General features: G+C 71.9%; 18 protein-coding genes. 8 read left to right on the forward strand and 10 right to left on the reverse strand.

Annotated features, from left to right (window positions below; genetic code table 11):
• On the reverse strand, nt 1-765 hold the full coding sequence (locus ACFWRO_RS17090; protein ID WP_384510666.1) for an SDR family oxidoreductase: 765 nt from the start codon (nt 763-765) through the stop codon (nt 1-3).
• 68 nt (nt 766-833) lie between these two features.
• On the opposite strand from ACFWRO_RS17090, the gene ACFWRO_RS17095 reads away from it, so the two are divergent.
• Genes ACFWRO_RS17095 through ACFWRO_RS17115 form a run of 5 tightly spaced genes read left to right on the forward strand, consistent with a single transcriptional unit; the run spans nt 834 to nt 5,200 of the window.
• Entirely contained in the window at nt 834-1,613 is a 780-nt protein-coding gene (locus ACFWRO_RS17095) for an enoyl-CoA hydratase family protein (RefSeq protein ID WP_384510668.1), read from the forward strand.
• Nucleotides 1,610-2,455: a CoA transferase subunit A gene (locus ACFWRO_RS17100; RefSeq protein ID WP_384510671.1), complete on the forward strand. Its 846-nt coding sequence runs from the start codon at nt 1,610-1,612 to the stop codon at nt 2,453-2,455. Before ACFWRO_RS17095 ends, ACFWRO_RS17100 begins: the two co-directional genes overlap by 4 nt.
• Nucleotides 2,452-3,210 (forward strand): CoA-transferase subunit beta, encoded by a 759-nt coding sequence (locus tag ACFWRO_RS17105; protein WP_384510674.1) that lies wholly within the window; start codon nt 2,452-2,454, stop codon nt 3,208-3,210. The genes ACFWRO_RS17100 and ACFWRO_RS17105 overlap by 4 nt, the downstream gene beginning before the upstream one ends.
• Nucleotides 3,210-4,259 (forward strand): NAD(P)H-dependent flavin oxidoreductase, encoded by a 1,050-nt coding sequence (locus ACFWRO_RS17110; RefSeq protein ID WP_384510676.1) that lies wholly within the window; start codon nt 3,210-3,212, stop codon nt 4,257-4,259. The genes ACFWRO_RS17105 and ACFWRO_RS17110 overlap by 1 nt, the downstream gene beginning before the upstream one ends.
• A 44-nt stretch (nt 4,260-4,303) precedes the next feature.
• Nucleotides 4,304-5,200: a tyrosine-protein phosphatase gene (locus ACFWRO_RS17115; protein ID WP_384510679.1), complete on the forward strand. Its 897-nt coding sequence runs from the start codon at nt 4,304-4,306 to the stop codon at nt 5,198-5,200.
• 8 nt (nt 5,201-5,208) lie between these two features.
• On the opposite strand, the gene ACFWRO_RS17120 is transcribed toward ACFWRO_RS17115, so the two are convergent.
• From ACFWRO_RS17120 to ACFWRO_RS17145, 6 genes are all read right to left on the reverse strand, one after another.
• Nucleotides 5,209-6,819, reverse strand: coding sequence for a DEAD/DEAH box helicase (locus ACFWRO_RS17120; RefSeq protein WP_384510682.1), 1,611 nt, complete (start codon nt 6,817-6,819; stop codon nt 5,209-5,211).
• A 115-nt stretch (nt 6,820-6,934) separates the two neighbouring features.
• Complete coding sequence (locus ACFWRO_RS17125) at nt 6,935-7,138, reverse strand: cold-shock protein (RefSeq protein ID WP_290114082.1); 204 nt, start codon at nt 7,136-7,138, stop codon at nt 6,935-6,937.
• Between the two features lie 187 nt (nt 7,139-7,325).
• A complete protein-coding gene (locus ACFWRO_RS17130; RefSeq protein ID WP_384510685.1) occupies nt 7,326-8,483 on the reverse strand; it encodes an acetyl-CoA C-acetyltransferase in 1,158 nt (385 codons plus the stop codon).
• Nucleotides 8,484-8,516: 33 nt separating this feature from the next.
• Nucleotides 8,517-9,137 (reverse strand): TetR/AcrR family transcriptional regulator, encoded by a 621-nt coding sequence (locus tag ACFWRO_RS17135; RefSeq protein WP_384510687.1) that lies wholly within the window; start codon nt 9,135-9,137, stop codon nt 8,517-8,519.
• Nucleotides 9,138-9,152: 15 nt separating this feature from the next.
• Complete coding sequence (locus ACFWRO_RS17140; RefSeq protein ID WP_384510689.1) at nt 9,153-9,935, reverse strand: SDR family oxidoreductase; 783 nt, start codon at nt 9,933-9,935, stop codon at nt 9,153-9,155.
• Nucleotides 9,932-11,068 (reverse strand): acyl-CoA dehydrogenase family protein, encoded by a 1,137-nt coding sequence (locus ACFWRO_RS17145; RefSeq protein ID WP_384510910.1) that lies wholly within the window; start codon nt 11,066-11,068, stop codon nt 9,932-9,934. Before ACFWRO_RS17145 ends, ACFWRO_RS17140 begins: the two co-directional genes overlap by 4 nt.
• A 61-nt stretch (nt 11,069-11,129) precedes the next feature.
• On the opposite strand from ACFWRO_RS17145, the gene ACFWRO_RS17150 reads away from it, so the two are divergent.
• The 3 genes from ACFWRO_RS17150 to ACFWRO_RS17160 are packed head-to-tail and all read left to right on the forward strand — an operon-like array spanning nt 11,130 to nt 14,340.
• Entirely contained in the window at nt 11,130-11,966 is an 837-nt protein-coding gene (locus tag ACFWRO_RS17150; protein WP_384510691.1) for an enoyl-CoA hydratase, read from the forward strand.
• Nucleotides 11,966-13,111: an acyl-CoA dehydrogenase family protein gene (locus ACFWRO_RS17155; RefSeq protein WP_384510693.1), complete on the forward strand. Its 1,146-nt coding sequence runs from the start codon at nt 11,966-11,968 to the stop codon at nt 13,109-13,111. The genes ACFWRO_RS17150 and ACFWRO_RS17155 overlap by 1 nt, the downstream gene beginning before the upstream one ends.
• The gene (locus tag ACFWRO_RS17160) at nt 13,111-14,340 is read left to right on the forward strand and encodes an acyl-CoA dehydrogenase family protein (RefSeq protein WP_384510695.1); all 1,230 of its coding nucleotides are present in this window, start codon (nt 13,111-13,113) and stop codon (nt 14,338-14,340) included. Before ACFWRO_RS17155 ends, ACFWRO_RS17160 begins: the two co-directional genes overlap by 1 nt.
• Here the strand turns inward: ACFWRO_RS17160 and ACFWRO_RS17165 are convergent.
• The 3 genes from ACFWRO_RS17165 to ACFWRO_RS17175 are packed head-to-tail and all read right to left on the reverse strand — an operon-like array spanning nt 14,335 to nt 16,077.
• The gene (locus ACFWRO_RS17165) at nt 14,335-14,856 is read right to left on the reverse strand and encodes a pyridoxamine 5'-phosphate oxidase family protein (protein ID WP_384510697.1); all 522 of its coding nucleotides are present in this window, start codon (nt 14,854-14,856) and stop codon (nt 14,335-14,337) included. The genes ACFWRO_RS17160 and ACFWRO_RS17165 overlap by 6 nt on opposite strands.
• A gap of 41 nt (nt 14,857-14,897) precedes the next feature.
• On the reverse strand, nt 14,898-15,305 hold the full coding sequence (locus ACFWRO_RS17170) for a VOC family protein (protein ID WP_384510699.1): 408 nt from the start codon (nt 15,303-15,305) through the stop codon (nt 14,898-14,900).
• Between the two features lie 52 nt (nt 15,306-15,357).
• Nucleotides 15,358-16,077 carry a VWA domain-containing protein gene (locus tag ACFWRO_RS17175; protein WP_384510702.1) on the reverse strand — a complete coding sequence of 240 codons (720 nt, stop codon included), beginning with the start codon at nt 16,075-16,077 and terminating at the stop codon, nt 15,358-15,360.
• Nucleotides 16,078-16,092: the final 15 nt, after the last annotated feature.

Below are 16,092 nucleotides of genomic sequence, written 5' to 3' on the forward strand. Positions count from 1 at the left end.
TCAGCTCTCCTTGTTGACAGTCGCGGCATCCAGAAACGCGGGGCGCTCGCCGCCCCCGTGCACCAGCAGTGCGGCCCCCGAGACGTACCCGGCACGGTCGGAGGCGAGGAAGACGGCCGCCTCCCCCACGTCCGAGGGCTCGGCGAGCCGGCCGAGCGGCACGGTCCTGGCGACGGCCTCGATCCCGTCCTCGTTCCCGTAGTGCAGATGGGAGAGTTCGGTCCGGACCATCCCGAGGACCAGGGTGTTCACCCGGACGTACGGGGCCCACTCGACGGCCATCGACCGGGCGAGGTTCTCAAGGCCGGCCTTCGCGGCGCCGTACGCGGCCGTGCCCGGCGAGGGCCGGGTCGCGCTGACGCTGCCGATCATCACGACCGAGCCGAGGGAGTCCCGCAGCAGCCCGTGGGCGGCGAGCGAGGCCGTGAGCGGGGCGGTCAGGTTCAACTCCACCACCCGCGCGTGCCGTTCGGCCTCGCCCTCTCCGAGCAGCCGGTACGGCGTGCCGCCCGCGTTGTTGACCAAGGTGTCGAGCCGCCCGTACCGCTCGCCGACCCCCGCGAAGAGGTCGCCGACCGCCGCGGGATCCCGCAGGTCGACGGGGACGAACTCGGCCTCCCGGCCCGCCTCCCGCACCGGTTCGTCCGGTGGCCTGCGGGCGCAGACGACGACCCGCGCGCCCGCCCTGAGGAAGGCCCGCGCGATGCCCGCGCCGACCCCCCGTGTGCCACCGGTGACGACGGCCACCCTCCCGTCCAGCTCCATCGGCTGCTACCTTTCCTGACCAAGCAGTCACCTAACAAATGTTTGGTGGAAAGGTAGCTGATCCGCTCATGGGTGTCTCCACCGCAAGCCCCGGCAAGGGCATCGCCCTTGTCACCGTCGACTTCCCACCCGTCAACGCCCTTCCCGTACAGGGCTGGTACGACCTCGCCGACGCGATCCGCGCGGCCGGCCGGGATCCCGAGACCCGCTGTGTCGTGCTCGCCGCCGAGGGCCGCGGCTTCAACGCCGGCGTCGACATCAAGGAGATGCAGCGGGACCCCAGCCACGCGAGCCTGATCGGCGCCAACCACGGCTGCGCGGAGGCGTTCGCGGCGGTCTACGACTGCGAGGTGCCGGTCGTCGCGGCCGTCGGCGGCTTCTGCCTGGGCGGCGGGATCGGGCTCGTCGGCAACGCGGACGCGATCGTCGCCTCCGAGGACGCCACCTTCGGACTGCCCGAGCTGGACCGGGGCGCGCTCGGCGCCGCCACCCACCTCGCCCGGCTCGTCCCGCAGCACCTGATGCGCGCGCTCTACTACACCTCCCGCACCGCCACCGCCGCCGAACTGCACGCCCACGGCTCGGTCTGGAAGGTCGTACCGCGCGCGGAACTCCTCGACGCGGCCCTGGAGTTGGCGGGCGAGATCGCCCGCAAGGACGGGTATCTGATCCGGCTCGCCAAGGCCGCCATCAACGGCATCGACCCCGTGGACGTGCGCCGCAGCTACCGCTTCGAGCAGGGCTTCACCTTCGAGGCCAACCTCAGCGGCGTCGCCGACCGCGTCCGCGACACCTTCGGCAGTGACGAGGCCAAGGACGGAAACAAGGCCAAGGAGGGCACCCCGTGACCGACAAGACCATGACCCCCGACGAGGTGGTGGGCCGCCTCCGCTCCGGCATGACCCTCGGCATCGGCGGCTGGGGCTCGCGCCGCAAGCCGATGGCCCTGGTCAGAGCGCTGCTCCGGTCCGAGATCACCGATCTCACCGTGATCTCCTACGGCGGCCCCGACGTCGGCCTCCTCGCCGCCGCCGGCCGGATCCGCCGGCTCGTCGCCGCCTTCACCACCCTCGACTCCATCCCCCTCGAACCGCACTACCGCGCGGCCCGCGAACGCGGCGACCTCGCCCTCACCGAGCTCGACGAGGCCATGTTCATGTGGGGCCTGCACGCCGCCGCCAACCGGCTGCCCTTCATGCCCGTCCGCGCAGGTCTCGGCTCGGACGTCATGACGGTCAACCCCGAGCTGCGCACGGTCACCTCTCCGTACGACGACGGGGAGACCTTCGTCGCCGTGCCCGCCCTGCGCATGGACGCCGCCTTCGTCCATCTCAACCGCGCCGACCGGCTAGGCAACGGCCAGTACCTGGGCCCCGACCCGTACTTCGACGACCTCTTCTGCGAGGCCGCCGACACCGCGTACGTCTCCTGCGAGCGGCTCGTCGACCGGTTCGACGCCGACACCGCCCCGCAGTCCCTGCTCGTCAGCCGGCACAGCGTCACAGGCGTCGTCGAGACCCCGAACGGCGCCCACTTCACCTCCTGCGTCCCCGACCACGGCCGCGACGAGCCCTTCCAGAAGCTGTACGCGACCACCCCCTGGCCCGAATTCGCCGAACGGTTCCTCTCAGGCAAGAGCGAGGACGACTACCAGCAGGCCGTACGGACCTGGCACGAGGAGCAGCAGTGACCACGACGCCCGCGACCACGAGCACAGCCACAACCGTCACCCGCGCCGAGTACTGCGTCGTCGCCTGCGCCGAGGCCTGGCGCGACAACAGCGAGGTCCTCGCCGCCGCGATGGCCCCCGTCTCCTCCTTCGGCGCCCGGCTCGCCAAGCGCTCCTTCGCCCCCGACCTTCTCCTGACCGACGGCGAGGCGATGCTCGTCGGCCTCGACGGGGAGCCCGAGGGCTGGCTGCCGTACCGCCGCCATCTGACGATGGTCACCGGCGGGAAGCGGCACGTCATGATGGGCGCGAGCCAGATCGACCGGCACGGCAACCAGAACATCTCCTGCATCGGCGACTGGTCCCGCCCCGCCCGCCAGCTCCTCGGCGTACGCGGCGCGCCCGTCAACACCCTCAACAACCCGGTCAGTTACTGGATCCCCAAGCACTCGCCCCGGGTCTTCGTCGAGCGCGTCGACATGGTGAGCGGCGTCGGCTACGACCGGGCGGCGGCCGCCGGGGCGGAGCGGTTCCACCGGATCCCCCGGGTCGTCTCCGACCTCGGCGTCTTCGACTTCGAGACGCCCGACCGCTCGATGCGGCTCGCCTCCCTGCACCCGGGCGTCACCGTGGTCCAGGTCCGGCAGGCCACCGGCTTCGACCTGGTGATCGGGGACGACGTCCCGTACACCCGGGAGCCGACCGCCGAGGAGCTGCGGCTGATCCGCGAGGTCATCGACCCCAAGGGGCTGCGGGACCGGGAGGTACGGGTCTGATGGAGACGGCGCTCACCCGGCTCACCGGGGTGCGGTACCCGATCGTCCAGACCGGCATGGGCTGGGTCGCCGGGCCCCGCCTCGTCTCGGCCACCGCGGAGGCGGGTGCGCTCGGCATCCTCGCCTCGGCGACGATGACCGTCGAGGAGCTGCGCGCGGCGGTCCGCGAGGTGAAGTCCCGTACGGACCGGCCCTTCGGGGTCAATCTGCGCGCGGACGCGGGCGACGCCCGGGAGCGGGTGCGGATCATCGTCGACGAGGGCGTACGCGTCGCCTCCTTCGCGCTCGCGCCGTCCCGCGAGCTGATCGCGGAGCTGAAGGACGCCGGCGTGGTCGTCGTCCCCTCGATCGGGGCCCGGCGGCACGCCGAGAAGGTCGCGGCCTGGGGCGCGGACGCGGTGATCGTGCAGGGCGGCGAGGGCGGCGGGCACACCGGCGACGTGGCCACGACGGTCCTGCTGCCGCAGGTCGTGGACGCGGTCTCCATCCCGGTGATCGCCGCCGGCGGCTTCCACGACGGCCGCGGCCTGGTGGCCGCGCTCTCCTACGGGGCCGCGGGCATCGCCATGGGCACCCGCTTCCTCCTCACCTCCGACTCCACCGTCCCCGACGCCGTGAAGGCGAAGTACCTCGCCGCCACGGTGAAGGACGTGACGGTGACGACGGCCGTCGACGGGCTGCCGCACCGGATGCTCCGTACGGAGATGGTCGCCGCCCTCGAACGGGCGGGCCGGGTACGGGCGTTGGCGCAGGCGGTCCGCCGGGCGGCGGGCTTCCGCAGGCTCTCGGGGCTCTCGTGGCCGGACATGGTCCGCGACGGCCTCGCGATGAAGCACGGCAAGGACCTGTCATGGAGCCAGGTCCTGCTCGCCGCGAACACCCCCATGCTCCTCAAAGCGTCCATGGTCGAGGGCCGCACCGACCTCGGTGTCATGGCGTCCGGACAGGTCGCGGGGATCATCGAGGACCTCCCCAGCTGTGAGGAACTCGTCCTGCGCGTCATGTCCGAGGCAGAGAAAGTGCTCCGCACCCTGCCCACACCAGGGTGAACCCGCTCTCCCCCTACGGGAGTTCCAGCACTGGGAGTTCAGTCATGCCCCTATCGAGACGCGCACTGCTGAGCACCGCCGGCGCCACCGCCCTCGTCTCGCTCGCCTCCCCGGCCGTCGCGGCGCCCCGCCGTCGGCTCCGCGCCTCGGCCGTCCGGCACGTCCCCCTCCAGGGCGCGGTCAACGTCCGCGACCTGGGCGGCTATCTCACGTACACCGGCGATCGGGTGCGCCAGGGCCTGGTCTACCGGGGCGACGCCCTGGGCAAGCTCACCGACGCCGACCTGACCACGCTCTCGGGGCTTCGCCTGGCCACGGTGGTCGACTTCCGGATCCCGCTCGAGGTCCAGTCCGACGGCGCCGACCGGCTGCCCGGCGGACTCGTCCCGGTGTCGCGGGCGGTGACCGACAACGGTCTCAACGCCCTGATCCGGGCCGCGATCGGGTCCCGGGACCCGGTGAAGCAGGAGGAGATGCTGGGCGGTGGCCGGGCGCCCGCGTTCATGGCGGAGGTCTACCGCTCGTTCGTCACCAGCGCCGACAACCGGGCGCGGTTCGCCGCGACGATCCGCGACATCGCCCGCCCGGGCGCGGGACCGCTGCTGTACCACTGCACCTCGGGCAAGGACCGTACGGGCTGGCTGAGTTACCTGCTGCTGACGGTCCTCGGGGTGCCCGAGCGGTACGCCGTGGAGGACTTCCTGGCCTCCAACACCTTCCGGGCCGCCTACGACGCCCAGCTCCGCGCGGGCCTGAAGCAGGCCGGGCTGATGCAGAACCCGGACCTGCTCATCCCGATGCAGGAGGTACGGACCGAGTACCTGAACACCGCGCTGGCCGAGGCGAAGACCCGCTACGGCAGCCTGCTCCGCTATCTCACCGACGGCCTGGCCCTGGAGCCGCGCACACTCGCACAGCTCCAGGACCGGCTCGTCGACTAGCCGGAGTCCTAGGCGGCGCCGCCGGACCGGCGGCCACGACCGCCGCCTCCGCCTCCGCTGCGGGTACGGGTGGGCGAACCACCCGTACCCGTACGGGCGTTGGCCCCGGAACCACCCGTACGGGCGTTGGCACCGGAGCGGGAACGGCCCCCACCGTTGCCGCCTCCGCCACCGCCACCACCGCGGCGGGAGCGCGATCCGCCGTTGCGGGCGCTCGCGGGCTGGGTCGGCTGGGGGACCTCGATGACGACCGGGACGCCCGAGGGCTCGCGGGCGCCGGTGACGCGGGTCAGTTCCTCGTCGCTCGACTTGATCTGCGCCGTGCGCGGGCTGATCCCGGCGTTCGACATCAGCCGGCTCATGTCGCGCTTCTGCTCGGGCAGGACGAGGGTGACGACGCTGCCGGACTCGCCGGCCCGGGCGGTGCGGCCGCCGCGGTGCAGGTAGTCCTTGTGGTCGATGGGCGGGTCGACGTTGACGACCAGGTCGAGGTCGTCGACGTGGATGCCGCGGGCCGCCACGTTGGTCGCGACCAGGACGGTGACCTGGCCGGTCTTGAACTGGTCCAGGGTGCGGTTGCGCTGCGGCTGCGAGCGGCCGCCGTGCAGCCCGGAGGCCCGGACGCCGCTGGCGAGGAGCCGCTTGACGAGCCGGTCCACGGCCCGCTTGGTGTCCAGGAAGAGGATCGTGCGCCCGTCACGCGCCGCGATGCGGGTGGTGACGGCCTTCTTGTCGGTCTCGTCGGCGATGTAGAGCACGTGGTGCTCCATCGTCGTGACGGCGCCGGCCGAGGGGTCGACGGAGTGCACGACCGGGTCGGTGAGGAACATCTTCACGAGCCGGTCGATGTTCTGGTCCAGGGTGGCCGAGAACAGCATCCGCTGGCCGTTCGGCTCGACCTGCTTGAGCAGCGCGGTGACCTGCGGCATGAAGCCCATGTCGGCCATCTGGTCGGCCTCGTCGAGGACCGTGATCGCGACCTGGTCGAGCCGGCAGTCGCCGCGCTCGATGAGGTCCTTGAGACGGCCGGGCGTGGCGACGAGCACCTCGGCGCCACGGCGCAGGGAGTTCGACTGCTTGGTGATCGACAGACCGCCGACGACGGTGGCGAGCCGCAGCTGCACCGAGGTGGCGTACGGCGAGAGCGCGTCGGTGACCTGCTGGGCGAGCTCGCGGGTGGGCACCAGGACCAGGGCGAGCGGCGCCTTGGGCTCGGCGCGGCGGCCCGCGGTGCGGGCGAGGAGCGCGAGGCCGAAGGCGAGGGTCTTGCCGGAGCCGGTGCGGCCGCGGCCGAGGATGTCCCGGCCGGCGAGCGAGTTCGGCAGGGTGGCGCCCTGGATCGGGAACGGCTCGGTGACGCCCTGCGCGTTCAGCGTCTTGACCAGGGCGGCGGGCATGTCGAGGGCGTCGAAGGACTCGACGGAGGGGAGCGCGGGCGTCAGCGTCTCAGGCAGGGTGAACTCGCGCGGCGGCGGAGGCGTGGCCGGTCCACGGCCGCGCCCGGCGGCCTTGGGCCTGCCGTTGCCCCTGGGGGCGGCGGAGCCACGGCGGGAATTTCCGGACGTGGTTCCGGAGCGGGATTCGGCGGCCCGGCGGGGCCGCTGTTCGGAGCGAGTCATGGGAAATGCCTTCCTGGCCTGAGCAGAGCGCCCGAGCAGAGTGCCTGAGCACAGCGCGAGCCGGGACCCGCACCTGCGCGGTGCGGGTCCCGGCTGCGAGAATCGCGTACGGCGATCAGGCGGGGAGGATGTTCTCCGCCTGCGGGCCCTTCTGGCCCTGCGTGACGTCGAAGGTGACCTTCTGGCCTTCCTGCAGCTCACGGAAGCCGGAGGTCGCGATGTTGGAGTAGTGGGCGAAGACGTCGGCGCCGCCGCCGTCCTGCTCGATGAAGCCGAAGCCCTTTTCGGCGTTGAACCACTTCACGGTTCCGGTAGCCATGTTTTCTCCTGAATAGGTAAGGGTCCCATCCCGGAGAGTCCGGAAAACAAAATTGCGCCTGAGGAACATTCCCGTCAGGCGCACATAAAGTTCATGGGTACCAACTAGCAACACAGGGAACCTTAGCATGCCGCCCCACCCGAATGGGCAGGGCGGCGACGCACGTCACATACCGCTCGGTAGGGCCTCAGAGCCGCTCGATGATCGTCACGTTGGCCTGGCCCCCGCCTTCACACATGGTCTGGAGGCCGTAGCGGCCGCCCGTGCGCTCCAGCTCGTGCAGGAGCGTGGTCATCAGCTTCACGCCGGTCGCGCCCAGCGGGTGGCCGAGGGCGATCGCTCCGCCGTTGACGTTCACGCGCGTCGGGTCGGCGCCGGTCTCCTTCAGCCAGGCGAGGACGACCGGGGCGAAGGCCTCGTTGATCTCGACGAGGTCCATGTCGTCGATGGTCATGCCGGTCTTCTTCAGGGCGTACGCGGTCGCCGGTATCGGCGCGGAGAGCATCCGGATCGGGTCCTCGCCGCGCACCGAGAGGTGGTGGATCCGGGCGCGCGGGGTGAGGCCGTGCTCCCGTACGGCCCGCTCGCTCGCGAGGAGCATCGCGGCGGCGCCGTCGGAGACCTGGGAGGAGCAGGCCGCCGTGATCGTGCCGCCCTCCACGACGGGCTTCAGGCCGGCCATCTTCTCCAGGGTGGTGTCCCGGCGCGGGCCCTCGTCCGCGGTCACGTCGCCGTAGGCCTCGGTCTCGCGGTCGAAGCGGCCCTCGTCGATCGCGCGCAGCGCGCGCTCGTGCGAGCGGAGGGCGAATTCCTCCTGGTCACGGCGGGTGATGCCCCACTTCTTGGCGATCAGCTCGGCGCCGTGGAACTGGTTGACGGGCGCGTCGCCGTAGCGGGCCCGCCAGCCCTCGGAGCCGGCGTAGGGGCCCTCGGTCAGGCCGAGGGGTTCGGCGGCCTGCCGGGAGGCGAAGGCGATCGGGATCATCGACATGTTCTGGGTGCCGCCGGCGACGACGAGGTCCTGGGTGCCGGAGAGGACGCCCTGCGCGGCGAAGTGCACGGCCTGCTGGGAGGAGCCGCACTGGCGGTCGATGGTGACGCCGGGGACCTCTTCGGGGAGTCCGGCGGCGAGCCAGGCCGTACGGGCGATGTCGCCGGCCTGCGGGCCCACGGTGTCGAGGCAGCCGAAGACGACGTCCTCGACGGCGGCGGGGTCGACGCCCGAGCGCTGGACGAGGGCCTTGAGGACATGGGCTCCGAGGTCCGCCGGGTGGACGGAGGCCAGGCCTCCCTTGCGGCGGCCCACCGGGGTGCGGACCGCTTCGACGATGTAGGCCTCGGCCATGACAACTCCTCCAGACGTCTGCGAAACGCAGGGCTAGGTGCGTACGGCGATACCGTCCAGGACCATCGACAGGTACTGGCGGGCGATCTCCTCCGGGCTGTGCTGTCCGCCCGGGCGGTACCAGGACGCGGCGACCCAGACGGTGTCGCGCACGAAGCGGTAGGTGAGCCGGATGTCGAGGTCGGCCCGGAAGGTGCCGGCCTCCACTCCCCGCTCCAGGGTCCCCAGCCACGCCTTCTCGAACTTCTGCTGCGAGTCGATGAGGTAGTGGAAGCGGGGCTGGTCGGTGAGGTGCCTGGACTCCTTCTGGTAGATGGCGACGGCGGCGCGGTGCCGGTCGATCTCCCGGAAGGACTCGGTGACGAGGGCCTCGATGGTCTCCCTGGGGCCGAGTCCGGCGGCGAGGACGGCGTCGTACCCCTCCCACAGCTCGGTCAGGAAGGTGGAGAGGATCTCGTCGAGCATCGATTCCTTGGAATCGAAGTGGTAGTAGAGGCTGCCGGCGAGCATGCCGGCGGCGTCGGCGATCTTGCGGACGGTCGTGGCGTTGTAGCCCTGGGCGGCGAACACCTCGGCCGCCGTGTCCAGGAGTTCGCGGCGCCGCTCGGGCGAGGCGGTCACCGGGGTCTTCTTCTTGCTGGCTGTCTTCGGCACACGTCCATTCTGGTCCTACGCGTGCTGGCTGCTGACGGAGACGTTCTCGCCGGTCATGTACGAGGAGTAGCCGCTGGTGAGGAAGACGATGACGTTGGCGATCTCCCAGGGTTCGGCGTACCGCCCGAAGGCCTCGCGCTCGGTCAGCTCGGCGAGCAGCTCGGCGGAGGTGACCTTGACCAGGTGCGGGTGCATGGCGAGGGACGGGGAGACGGCGTTGACGCGGACGTCGTACGCCGCCGACTCGATCGCGGCGCAGCGGGTGAGGGCCATGACGCCGGCCTTCGCGGCGGCGTAGTGGGCCTGCCCGGCCTGGGCGCGCCAGCCGACGACGGAGGCGTTGTTGACGATCACGCCGCCGTGGTCCGCGCCCCGGAAGTGGCGCAGGGCGGCTCGGACGCAGCGGAAGGTGCCGTTGAGGGTGACGTCGAGGACGCGCCCCCACTGGTCGTCGGTCATGTCGACGAGCGCGGCGGTGCCGCCGAGGCCCGCGTTGTTGACGACGGCGTCGAGGCGGCCGTGGAGCCGTACGGCGGTGGCGAAGAGGGCCTGGACCTGGCTCTCCTCGGTGACGTCGCAGGCCAGGGCGTCGACCCGGTCGGCGCCGAACTCGGCGGCGAGGGCGGCCTCGCTCTCCTTGAGGCGGCGGGCGTGGGCGTCGCTGATGAGGACCCTGGCGCCCTCCTCCAGGAAGCGGCGGGCGGTGGCGCCGCCGATGCCGGCTCCGGCGGCGGCGGTGATGACGGCGGTACGGCCGGCGAGCAGGCCGTGCCCCGGGACGTAGGGGGGTGGCGTCATGGGCGCGGCTCCTTCGGGAGGCCGAGCACCCGCTCGGCGATGAGGTTGCGCTGGATCTCGCTGGATCCGGCGTAGATGGTGTCGGCGCGGGAGAAGAGGAACAGCCGCTGCCACTCGTCGAGTTCGTACGGTTCGGCGGCGACGACCGTGGCGGCGGCGCCGCAGATGTCCATGGCGAGTTCGCCGAGGTCGCGGTGCCAGTGCGACCAGTAGAGCTTGGCCATGGAGGGGTCGGTGGAGCGCAGCGCGTTCGCGCGCATGGCCTGGAGCCCGGTCCAGGCGCGGACGAGCCGGTCGCGGATCAGCGGGTCGGCGAGGCTGCCGTTGCGCCGGGCGAGCGCGACGAGGCCCTCCCATTCGCGCCGGAAGCCGACCTGCTGGCCGAGGGTGGAGACGCCGCGTTCGTAGCCGAGGGTGGCCATGGCGATCCGCCAGCCGTCGCCGGGCGCGCCGACGACGTGCGCGGCGTCGGTCCTGGCGCCGTCGAAGAAGACCTCGTTGAACTCGCTGGTGCCGGTGAGCTGGACGATCGGGCGGACCTCGACGCCCGGCTGGTCCATGGGGACGAGCAGGTACGAGAGCCCGGCGTGCCGCCGCGAGCCCTGCTCGGTGCGGGCGACGACGAAGCACCACTGGGACTCGTGGGCGAGCGAGGTCCAGATCTTCTGGCCGTTCACCACCCACTGGTCGCCGTCGAGGGCGGCGCGGGTGCGGACGGCGGCGAGGTCGGAGCCGGCGTCGGGTTCGCTGTAGCCCTGGCACCAGAGCTCCTCGACGGCGCGGATCGGGGGCAGGAAGCGGGCCTTCTGCTCCTCGGTGCCGTGGTCGATGAGGGTGGGTCCGAGGAGCTGTTCGCCGATGTGGTTGACGCGGGCGGGGGCGTCGGCGAGGGCGTACTCCTCGTGGAAGGCGATCTGCTCCTCGATGCTCGCGCCGCGCCCGCCGTGCTCCTTCGGCCAGCCGACGCAGGTCCAGCCGTGGGCGGCCAAGTGCCGTTCCCAGGCGAGGCGTTCGGCGAAGGCCTCGTGCTCGCGGCCCGGTCCGCCGAGGCCCTTGAGGGCGGCGAACTCGCCACTGAGGTGGGCCCGTAGCCAGTCCCGTACCTCGGTGCGGAACTCCTCGACGCTGCTCATGGCGCTGCTCATGGCCGTACGTTAACCTACCAAACACTTGTTAGGGAAGGAGCGTCGAAGGATGCAGATGCCCGTGCTGTACGAGCGTCGCGGCCCCGTCGCGTACGTGACGATGAACCGCCCCCGCTACCGCAACGCCCAGAACTCCGCGATGACCTACGCCCTGGACGAGGCCTTCTACCGGGCGGCCGAGGACTCCGAGGTCAAGGTTGTCGTGCTCGCCGGAGCGGGCGAGCACTTCTCGGCGGGCCACGACATCGGCACTCCCGAGCGCGACGCCCATCTCCCCTTCGACCGCCGCGCCAGACTGTGGTGGGACCACTCCGACAAGCGCGGCGCCGAGTCCCGCTTCGCCCGCGAGTCAGAGGTCTATCTCGGCATGTGCAGGCGCTGGCGCGAACTCCCCAAGCCGGTGGTGGCCTCCGTCCAAGGGGCCTGTGTGGCGGGCGGGTTGATGCTGGCGTGGGTCTGCGACCTGATCGTGGCGAGCGAGGACGCGTTCTTCGCCGACCCGGTGGTACGGATGGGCATCCCGGGCGTCGAGTACTTCGCCCACCCGTGGGTGATGCCGCCCCGGATCGCGAAGGAGTTCCTGTTCACGGGCGACCGGATGACGGCGCGCAGGGCGTACGAGATCGGCATGGTGAATCGGTTGGTGGAACGGAGGGAACTGTCCTCGGCAACCGATGAGTTGGCGGGCCGGATCGCCGAGATGCCCCGGCTCGGGCTGGCCCTGACCAAGCGGGCGGTGAACCAGGCCGAGGACCTCCAGGGCCTGCACGCAGGGATGGACTCGGTCTTCGGGCTCCACCATCTCGCCCACGCCCACAACGCGGAGACCGCGGCGGACCCGCTGGGCGGGATGGACGTGGCGGCGATGAAGGAGGCGGGGGTCTGATGGACCTGTCGTACAGCGGGGAGGAACGGGAGTTCCGCGCGGAGGCGAGGGAGTGGCTGCGGGCCCACGTCCCGGCGGAGCCGCTGCCGTCCCTGGAGACCCGGGAGGGCTTCGCCGCGCACCGCGCCTGGGAGGCCGAACTCGCCGCCGACCGCTGGTCGGTGGTGTCCTGGCCGGAGCGGTACGGGGGCCGGGGCGCCGACATCTTCCGGTGGCTGGTCTTCGAGGAGGAGTACTACGCGGCGGGGGCGCCCGGCCGGGTCTCGCAGAACGGCATCAACCTGCTCGCCCCGACCCTCTTCGACCACGCGACGGAGGAACAGCGGGCCCGCGTACTGCCCTCGATGGCGACCGGGGAGGTCGTCTGGGCGCAGGCCTGGTCGGAGCCGGAATCGGGCTCGGACCTGGCGTCGCTCTCGTCGCGGGCGGTACGGACGGAGGGCGGCTGGCTGCTGACCGGCCAGAAGACCTGGTCCTCGCGGGCCGCCTTCGCCGACCGGGCCTTCGGGATCTTCCGCACCGACCCGGAGACGGACCCGGCCCGGCCGCACCGGGGGCTGACGTACCTGATGTTCGACCTGCGGGCGCCGGGGGTGACGGTCCGGCCGATCGGCCGGCTCGACGGGAAGCCCGCGTTCGCGGAGCTCTTCCTCGACGGGGTCTTCGTACCGGACGAGGACGTGATCGGTGAGCCCGGCCAGGGCTGGCGGATCGCGATGTCCACGACCGGCAACGAACGCGGCCTGATGCTCCGCTCCCCGGGCCGCTTCCTGGCGGCGGCGGACCGGCTGGTGGCGCTGTGGCGGGAGACGGGCGCGGACCCGTCGCTACGGGACCGGGTCGCGGACGCGGTGATCGGCGCGCGGGCGTACCAGCTCTTCACGGCGGGCGGCGCGTCGCGGTTCGCGGCGGGGGCGAGCATCGGGGCGGAGTCGAGCCTGAACAAGGTCTTCTGGTCGGAGTACGACATCGCGCTGCACGAGACGGCGCTCGATCTGCTGGGCGACGAGACGGAGCCGGCGGACGGGGAGTGGGGCGAGGGGTACGTCTTCTCGCTCGCGGGCCCGATCTACGCGGGCACGAACGAGATCCAGCGCGACATCATCGCCGAGCGGCTGCTCGGCCTGCCGAAGGGGCGGCGCTGATGCGATTTCTTCAGACGGAGGAGCAGCGCGACTTCGCGCGCTCCCTGGCCGCGATGCTGACGGCGGCGGACACGCCGACGGCGATACGGTCCTGGGCGACGGGCGACCCGACTCCCGGCCGCACCCTGTGGTCCCGCCTCGCGGACGCGGGCGTCTTCGCCCTGGCGATCCCGGAACAACACGAGGGCGTGGGCCCCCTCCCGATCGAACTGACCACGGCCTTCGTGGAGTTGGGCCGGCACGGGGTCCCGGGCCCGGTGGTGGAGACGGTGGCAGTGGCGGCGCTCCTGACGGAGCTGGCGCGCTTGGGCGAGGCGGCCCCGGCGAAACGGCTGCTGCCGGGGCTTGCGTCGGGCGAGACGGTGGCGACCCTGACGATGCCCATGGGGCCGGTTCCCGCGGGGGCTGTGCCCAGGGGGCCGGTTCCCACCCCTGATCCCCCAGCAGGTTGTGGGCAGGCGTTCCGCACGGCGGAACGGGTGGGCACAACCCACGACGGCGCCGCACCCGTGGTGACCGGGGGCACGGGAGCCTGGGCCCGGCAAGGGCGCCGTTCCGTTGTGCCCACCCGTTCCGCCCCAGCGGAACGACTGCCCACAACGGGGGTGCTCGCCCTCGACGCGGACGTCGCCGACGTGATCCTCGTCGTCCAGGGGGACGAACTCCGTCTGGCCCCCGGCCACGAGCCGGTCCGCAACTCACCGGACCCCGCCCGCCGCCTCGCCCGCCCCACCCCCGGCGGGGAGCTGCTGGCGTCCGGGCCCGCCGTCACCGCCGCCGCCGCGCACGCACGCGACTGGGCCATGCTCGCGACCGCCGCGCAAGCCCTCGGCGTAGGGCTCACGCTCCTCGACCGGACGGTCGCGTACGCCAAGCAGCGCCGGCAGTTCGGCACCGAGATCGGCTCCTTCCAGGCGGTCAAGCACCGCCTCGCCGACACCCTGATCGCCCTGGAGTTCGCCCGCCCCCTCCTCTTCGGAGCAGCGGTCACGTTCCGGAGCACCGATCTCGCCGCCGCCAAGGTCGCCGCGGGCGAGGCCGCGTACACCGCCGCCCGTACGGCCCTGCAGATCCATGGCGCCGTCGGCTACACCGAGGAGCTCGACCTCTCCCTCTGGCTGCGCAAGGCCCGTCCGCTCCGGGACGCCTGGGGCACCCCGTCCTGGTGCCGGGCAAGGGTCATGGACACGTACGACGGCTACGGCGATGACAGCGACGACAGGTCATGACGTCTCACGCGGCGGGCTGTCGTCCGTACCGCGCCGGATCGTCCGCACCGCCCGTCCCGGCCTCCAGGAGCGGATGACCATGTCGTCGCCCTCGACGTAGGTGCGGACGATCTCCATCGGCTCGACCCGGAAGACATGGAAGGGCATCGGCATCCCGACCGCCTCCGCGTACCGGTCCAGCTCCGCCGGCTCGGAGATCTCCACGGCCCGGCCGGAGATCCGGACGTCCCCGCCGCCCATGTCCGTACCCGAGCCCGGGTTGGCGAGCAGCGAGAAACGGGGGTCGCGCCGCAGGTCCAGGGCCTTGCGGGAGTTCGGCATCATGCCGAGCCACAGCTCGTCCCAGCGGAAGTCCGCCTCGATCCCGCTGAGCCGGGGCGAGCCGTCCTTCCGCAGGGTGCCGAGCACGTGGTGGGTGAACTGCCCGAAGCGCTCCCGTACGGTCGAGGCGAGTTCGGGCTCGGCGGCGGCGAAGGCCGCCCAGGAGGTTCCGGATCCGGTGCTGGTGTGTCCCATGACTCCAGTGAACACCGGATACCGGACATCCTCTGTCTGGATTACTCCGAGGCTGCCGAGACCACCGAGGCCGCCGTGGCATCCCGCTCGGCCCGGCTCCGCTCGACGCAGAACTCGTTGCCCTCGGGGTCCGCCATCGTCGCCCACCCCGTGCCGTCCGGCTTCCGGTGGTCCTCGAAGATCGTGGCGCCGAGGGCGAGCAGCCGCTCGACCTCCTCGTCACGGCTGCGGTCCTGCGGCTGGAGGTCGAGGTGGACGCGGTTCTTGACCGACTTCGCGTCCGGCACCTGGATGAAGAGCAGGGCGCCCCCGGCCGTCTCGACCAGCGCCTCCGGGTCACCGGGATTGTCGTCGTCCGCGAGCTTGGAGTCCAGGGCGGCGGCCCAGAAGGTCGCCAGGGTGTACGCGTCGGCGCAGTCGATCGTCACATGTCGCACAAGAGATGCCATGGGCCCACTATCACCCGCCCGCCCGCGCCCGGCCAGCAGTTTTCGACCGCCGTCACGACCCCACGATGGACCGCGCCCGAGCCGCGGACAGCCACGCCGGGAACTCGGCGACGATCCGGTCGTACAACTCGGCGTCCGGGACCGTACGCGGGTCCATCCCGGCGTGAAAGAACCCGGCGTTGTCGACGCATCGCTTCTGCGGGACCGCCAACTCGTCCAGTTTCCGCAGGAATTCGAACTGCCGGCTGCCCGGATCGCCGAAGCCGACGAACTGCCAGAAGATCGGCAGCTCGGCCGCCTTGCACAAGTACCTTTCGGCCGCGAGCTTGTTGATCGGTCCGCCGTCCGTCTGGAAGACGACGAGCGCGGGGGCGGTCGCGCCGCTGTCAAGGTAGTGGTCGATGACCGCGTCCATCGCCAGGTGGTAGCTGGTCTTGCCCATGTGGCCGAGCCCGGCGACGATCCGGTCGATCCGCCCCTGGTGGCCCGCGAGTTCGATGTCCGTCTCGGCGTCGATGTCGGTGGAGAAGAAGACCACGGGCACCCGCCCGTCGTCGTCCAGGTTGGCCGAGAGCCCCAACACCCGGTCGGCGAGGGCCTGGACGCTGCCGTCCTTGTAGTACGGCTTCATGGAACCCGAGTAGTCGAGCACCAGGTAGACGGCCACCCGCTGCCCGTCCATCCCGTGCTTGCGCAGCGAGACCCCCGCCGACTTGTACAGGCTCACCAGCGCCGGTGCGGTCTCCTCGACCTTGCGCAGACTCAGTCCCACGGGCGGCTCCCCTCC

It is taken from the genome of Streptomyces sp. NPDC058579, from assembly GCF_042718575.1.
Lineage (GTDB): Bacteria > Actinomycetota > Actinomycetes > Streptomycetales > Streptomycetaceae > Streptomyces.

Coding starts and splice junctions, on each gene's coding strand:
- ACFWRO_RS17165 (WP_384510697.1), bottom strand. CDS start 14,856: ATGGGACACACCAGCACCGGATCCGGAACCTCCTGGGCGGCCTTCGCC.
- ACFWRO_RS17145 (WP_384510910.1), bottom strand. CDS start 11,068: ATGAGCAGCGTCGAGGAGTTCCGCACCGAGGTACGGGACTGGCTACGG.
- ACFWRO_RS17140 (WP_384510689.1), bottom strand. CDS start 9,935: ATGACGCCACCCCCCTACGTCCCGGGGCACGGCCTGCTCGCCGGCCGT.
- ACFWRO_RS17115 (WP_384510679.1), top strand. CDS start 4,304: ATGCCCCTATCGAGACGCGCACTGCTGAGCACCGCCGGCGCCACCGCC.
- ACFWRO_RS17125 (WP_290114082.1), bottom strand. CDS start 7,138: ATGGCTACCGGAACCGTGAAGTGGTTCAACGCCGAAAAGGGCTTCGGC.
- ACFWRO_RS17120 (WP_384510682.1), bottom strand. CDS start 6,819: ATGACTCGCTCCGAACAGCGGCCCCGCCGGGCCGCCGAATCCCGCTCC.
- ACFWRO_RS17170 (WP_384510699.1), bottom strand. CDS start 15,305: ATGGCATCTCTTGTGCGACATGTGACGATCGACTGCGCCGACGCGTAC.
- ACFWRO_RS17095 (WP_384510668.1), top strand. CDS start 834: ATGGGTGTCTCCACCGCAAGCCCCGGCAAGGGCATCGCCCTTGTCACC.
- ACFWRO_RS17155 (WP_384510693.1), top strand. CDS start 11,966: ATGGACCTGTCGTACAGCGGGGAGGAACGGGAGTTCCGCGCGGAGGCG.
- ACFWRO_RS17130 (WP_384510685.1), bottom strand. CDS start 8,483: ATGGCCGAGGCCTACATCGTCGAAGCGGTCCGCACCCCGGTGGGCCGC.
- ACFWRO_RS17160 (WP_384510695.1), top strand. CDS start 13,111: ATGCGATTTCTTCAGACGGAGGAGCAGCGCGACTTCGCGCGCTCCCTG.
- ACFWRO_RS17150 (WP_384510691.1), top strand. CDS start 11,130: ATGCAGATGCCCGTGCTGTACGAGCGTCGCGGCCCCGTCGCGTACGTG.
- ACFWRO_RS17090 (WP_384510666.1), bottom strand. CDS start 765: ATGGAGCTGGACGGGAGGGTGGCCGTCGTCACCGGTGGCACACGGGGG.
- ACFWRO_RS17110 (WP_384510676.1), top strand. CDS start 3,210: ATGGAGACGGCGCTCACCCGGCTCACCGGGGTGCGGTACCCGATCGTC.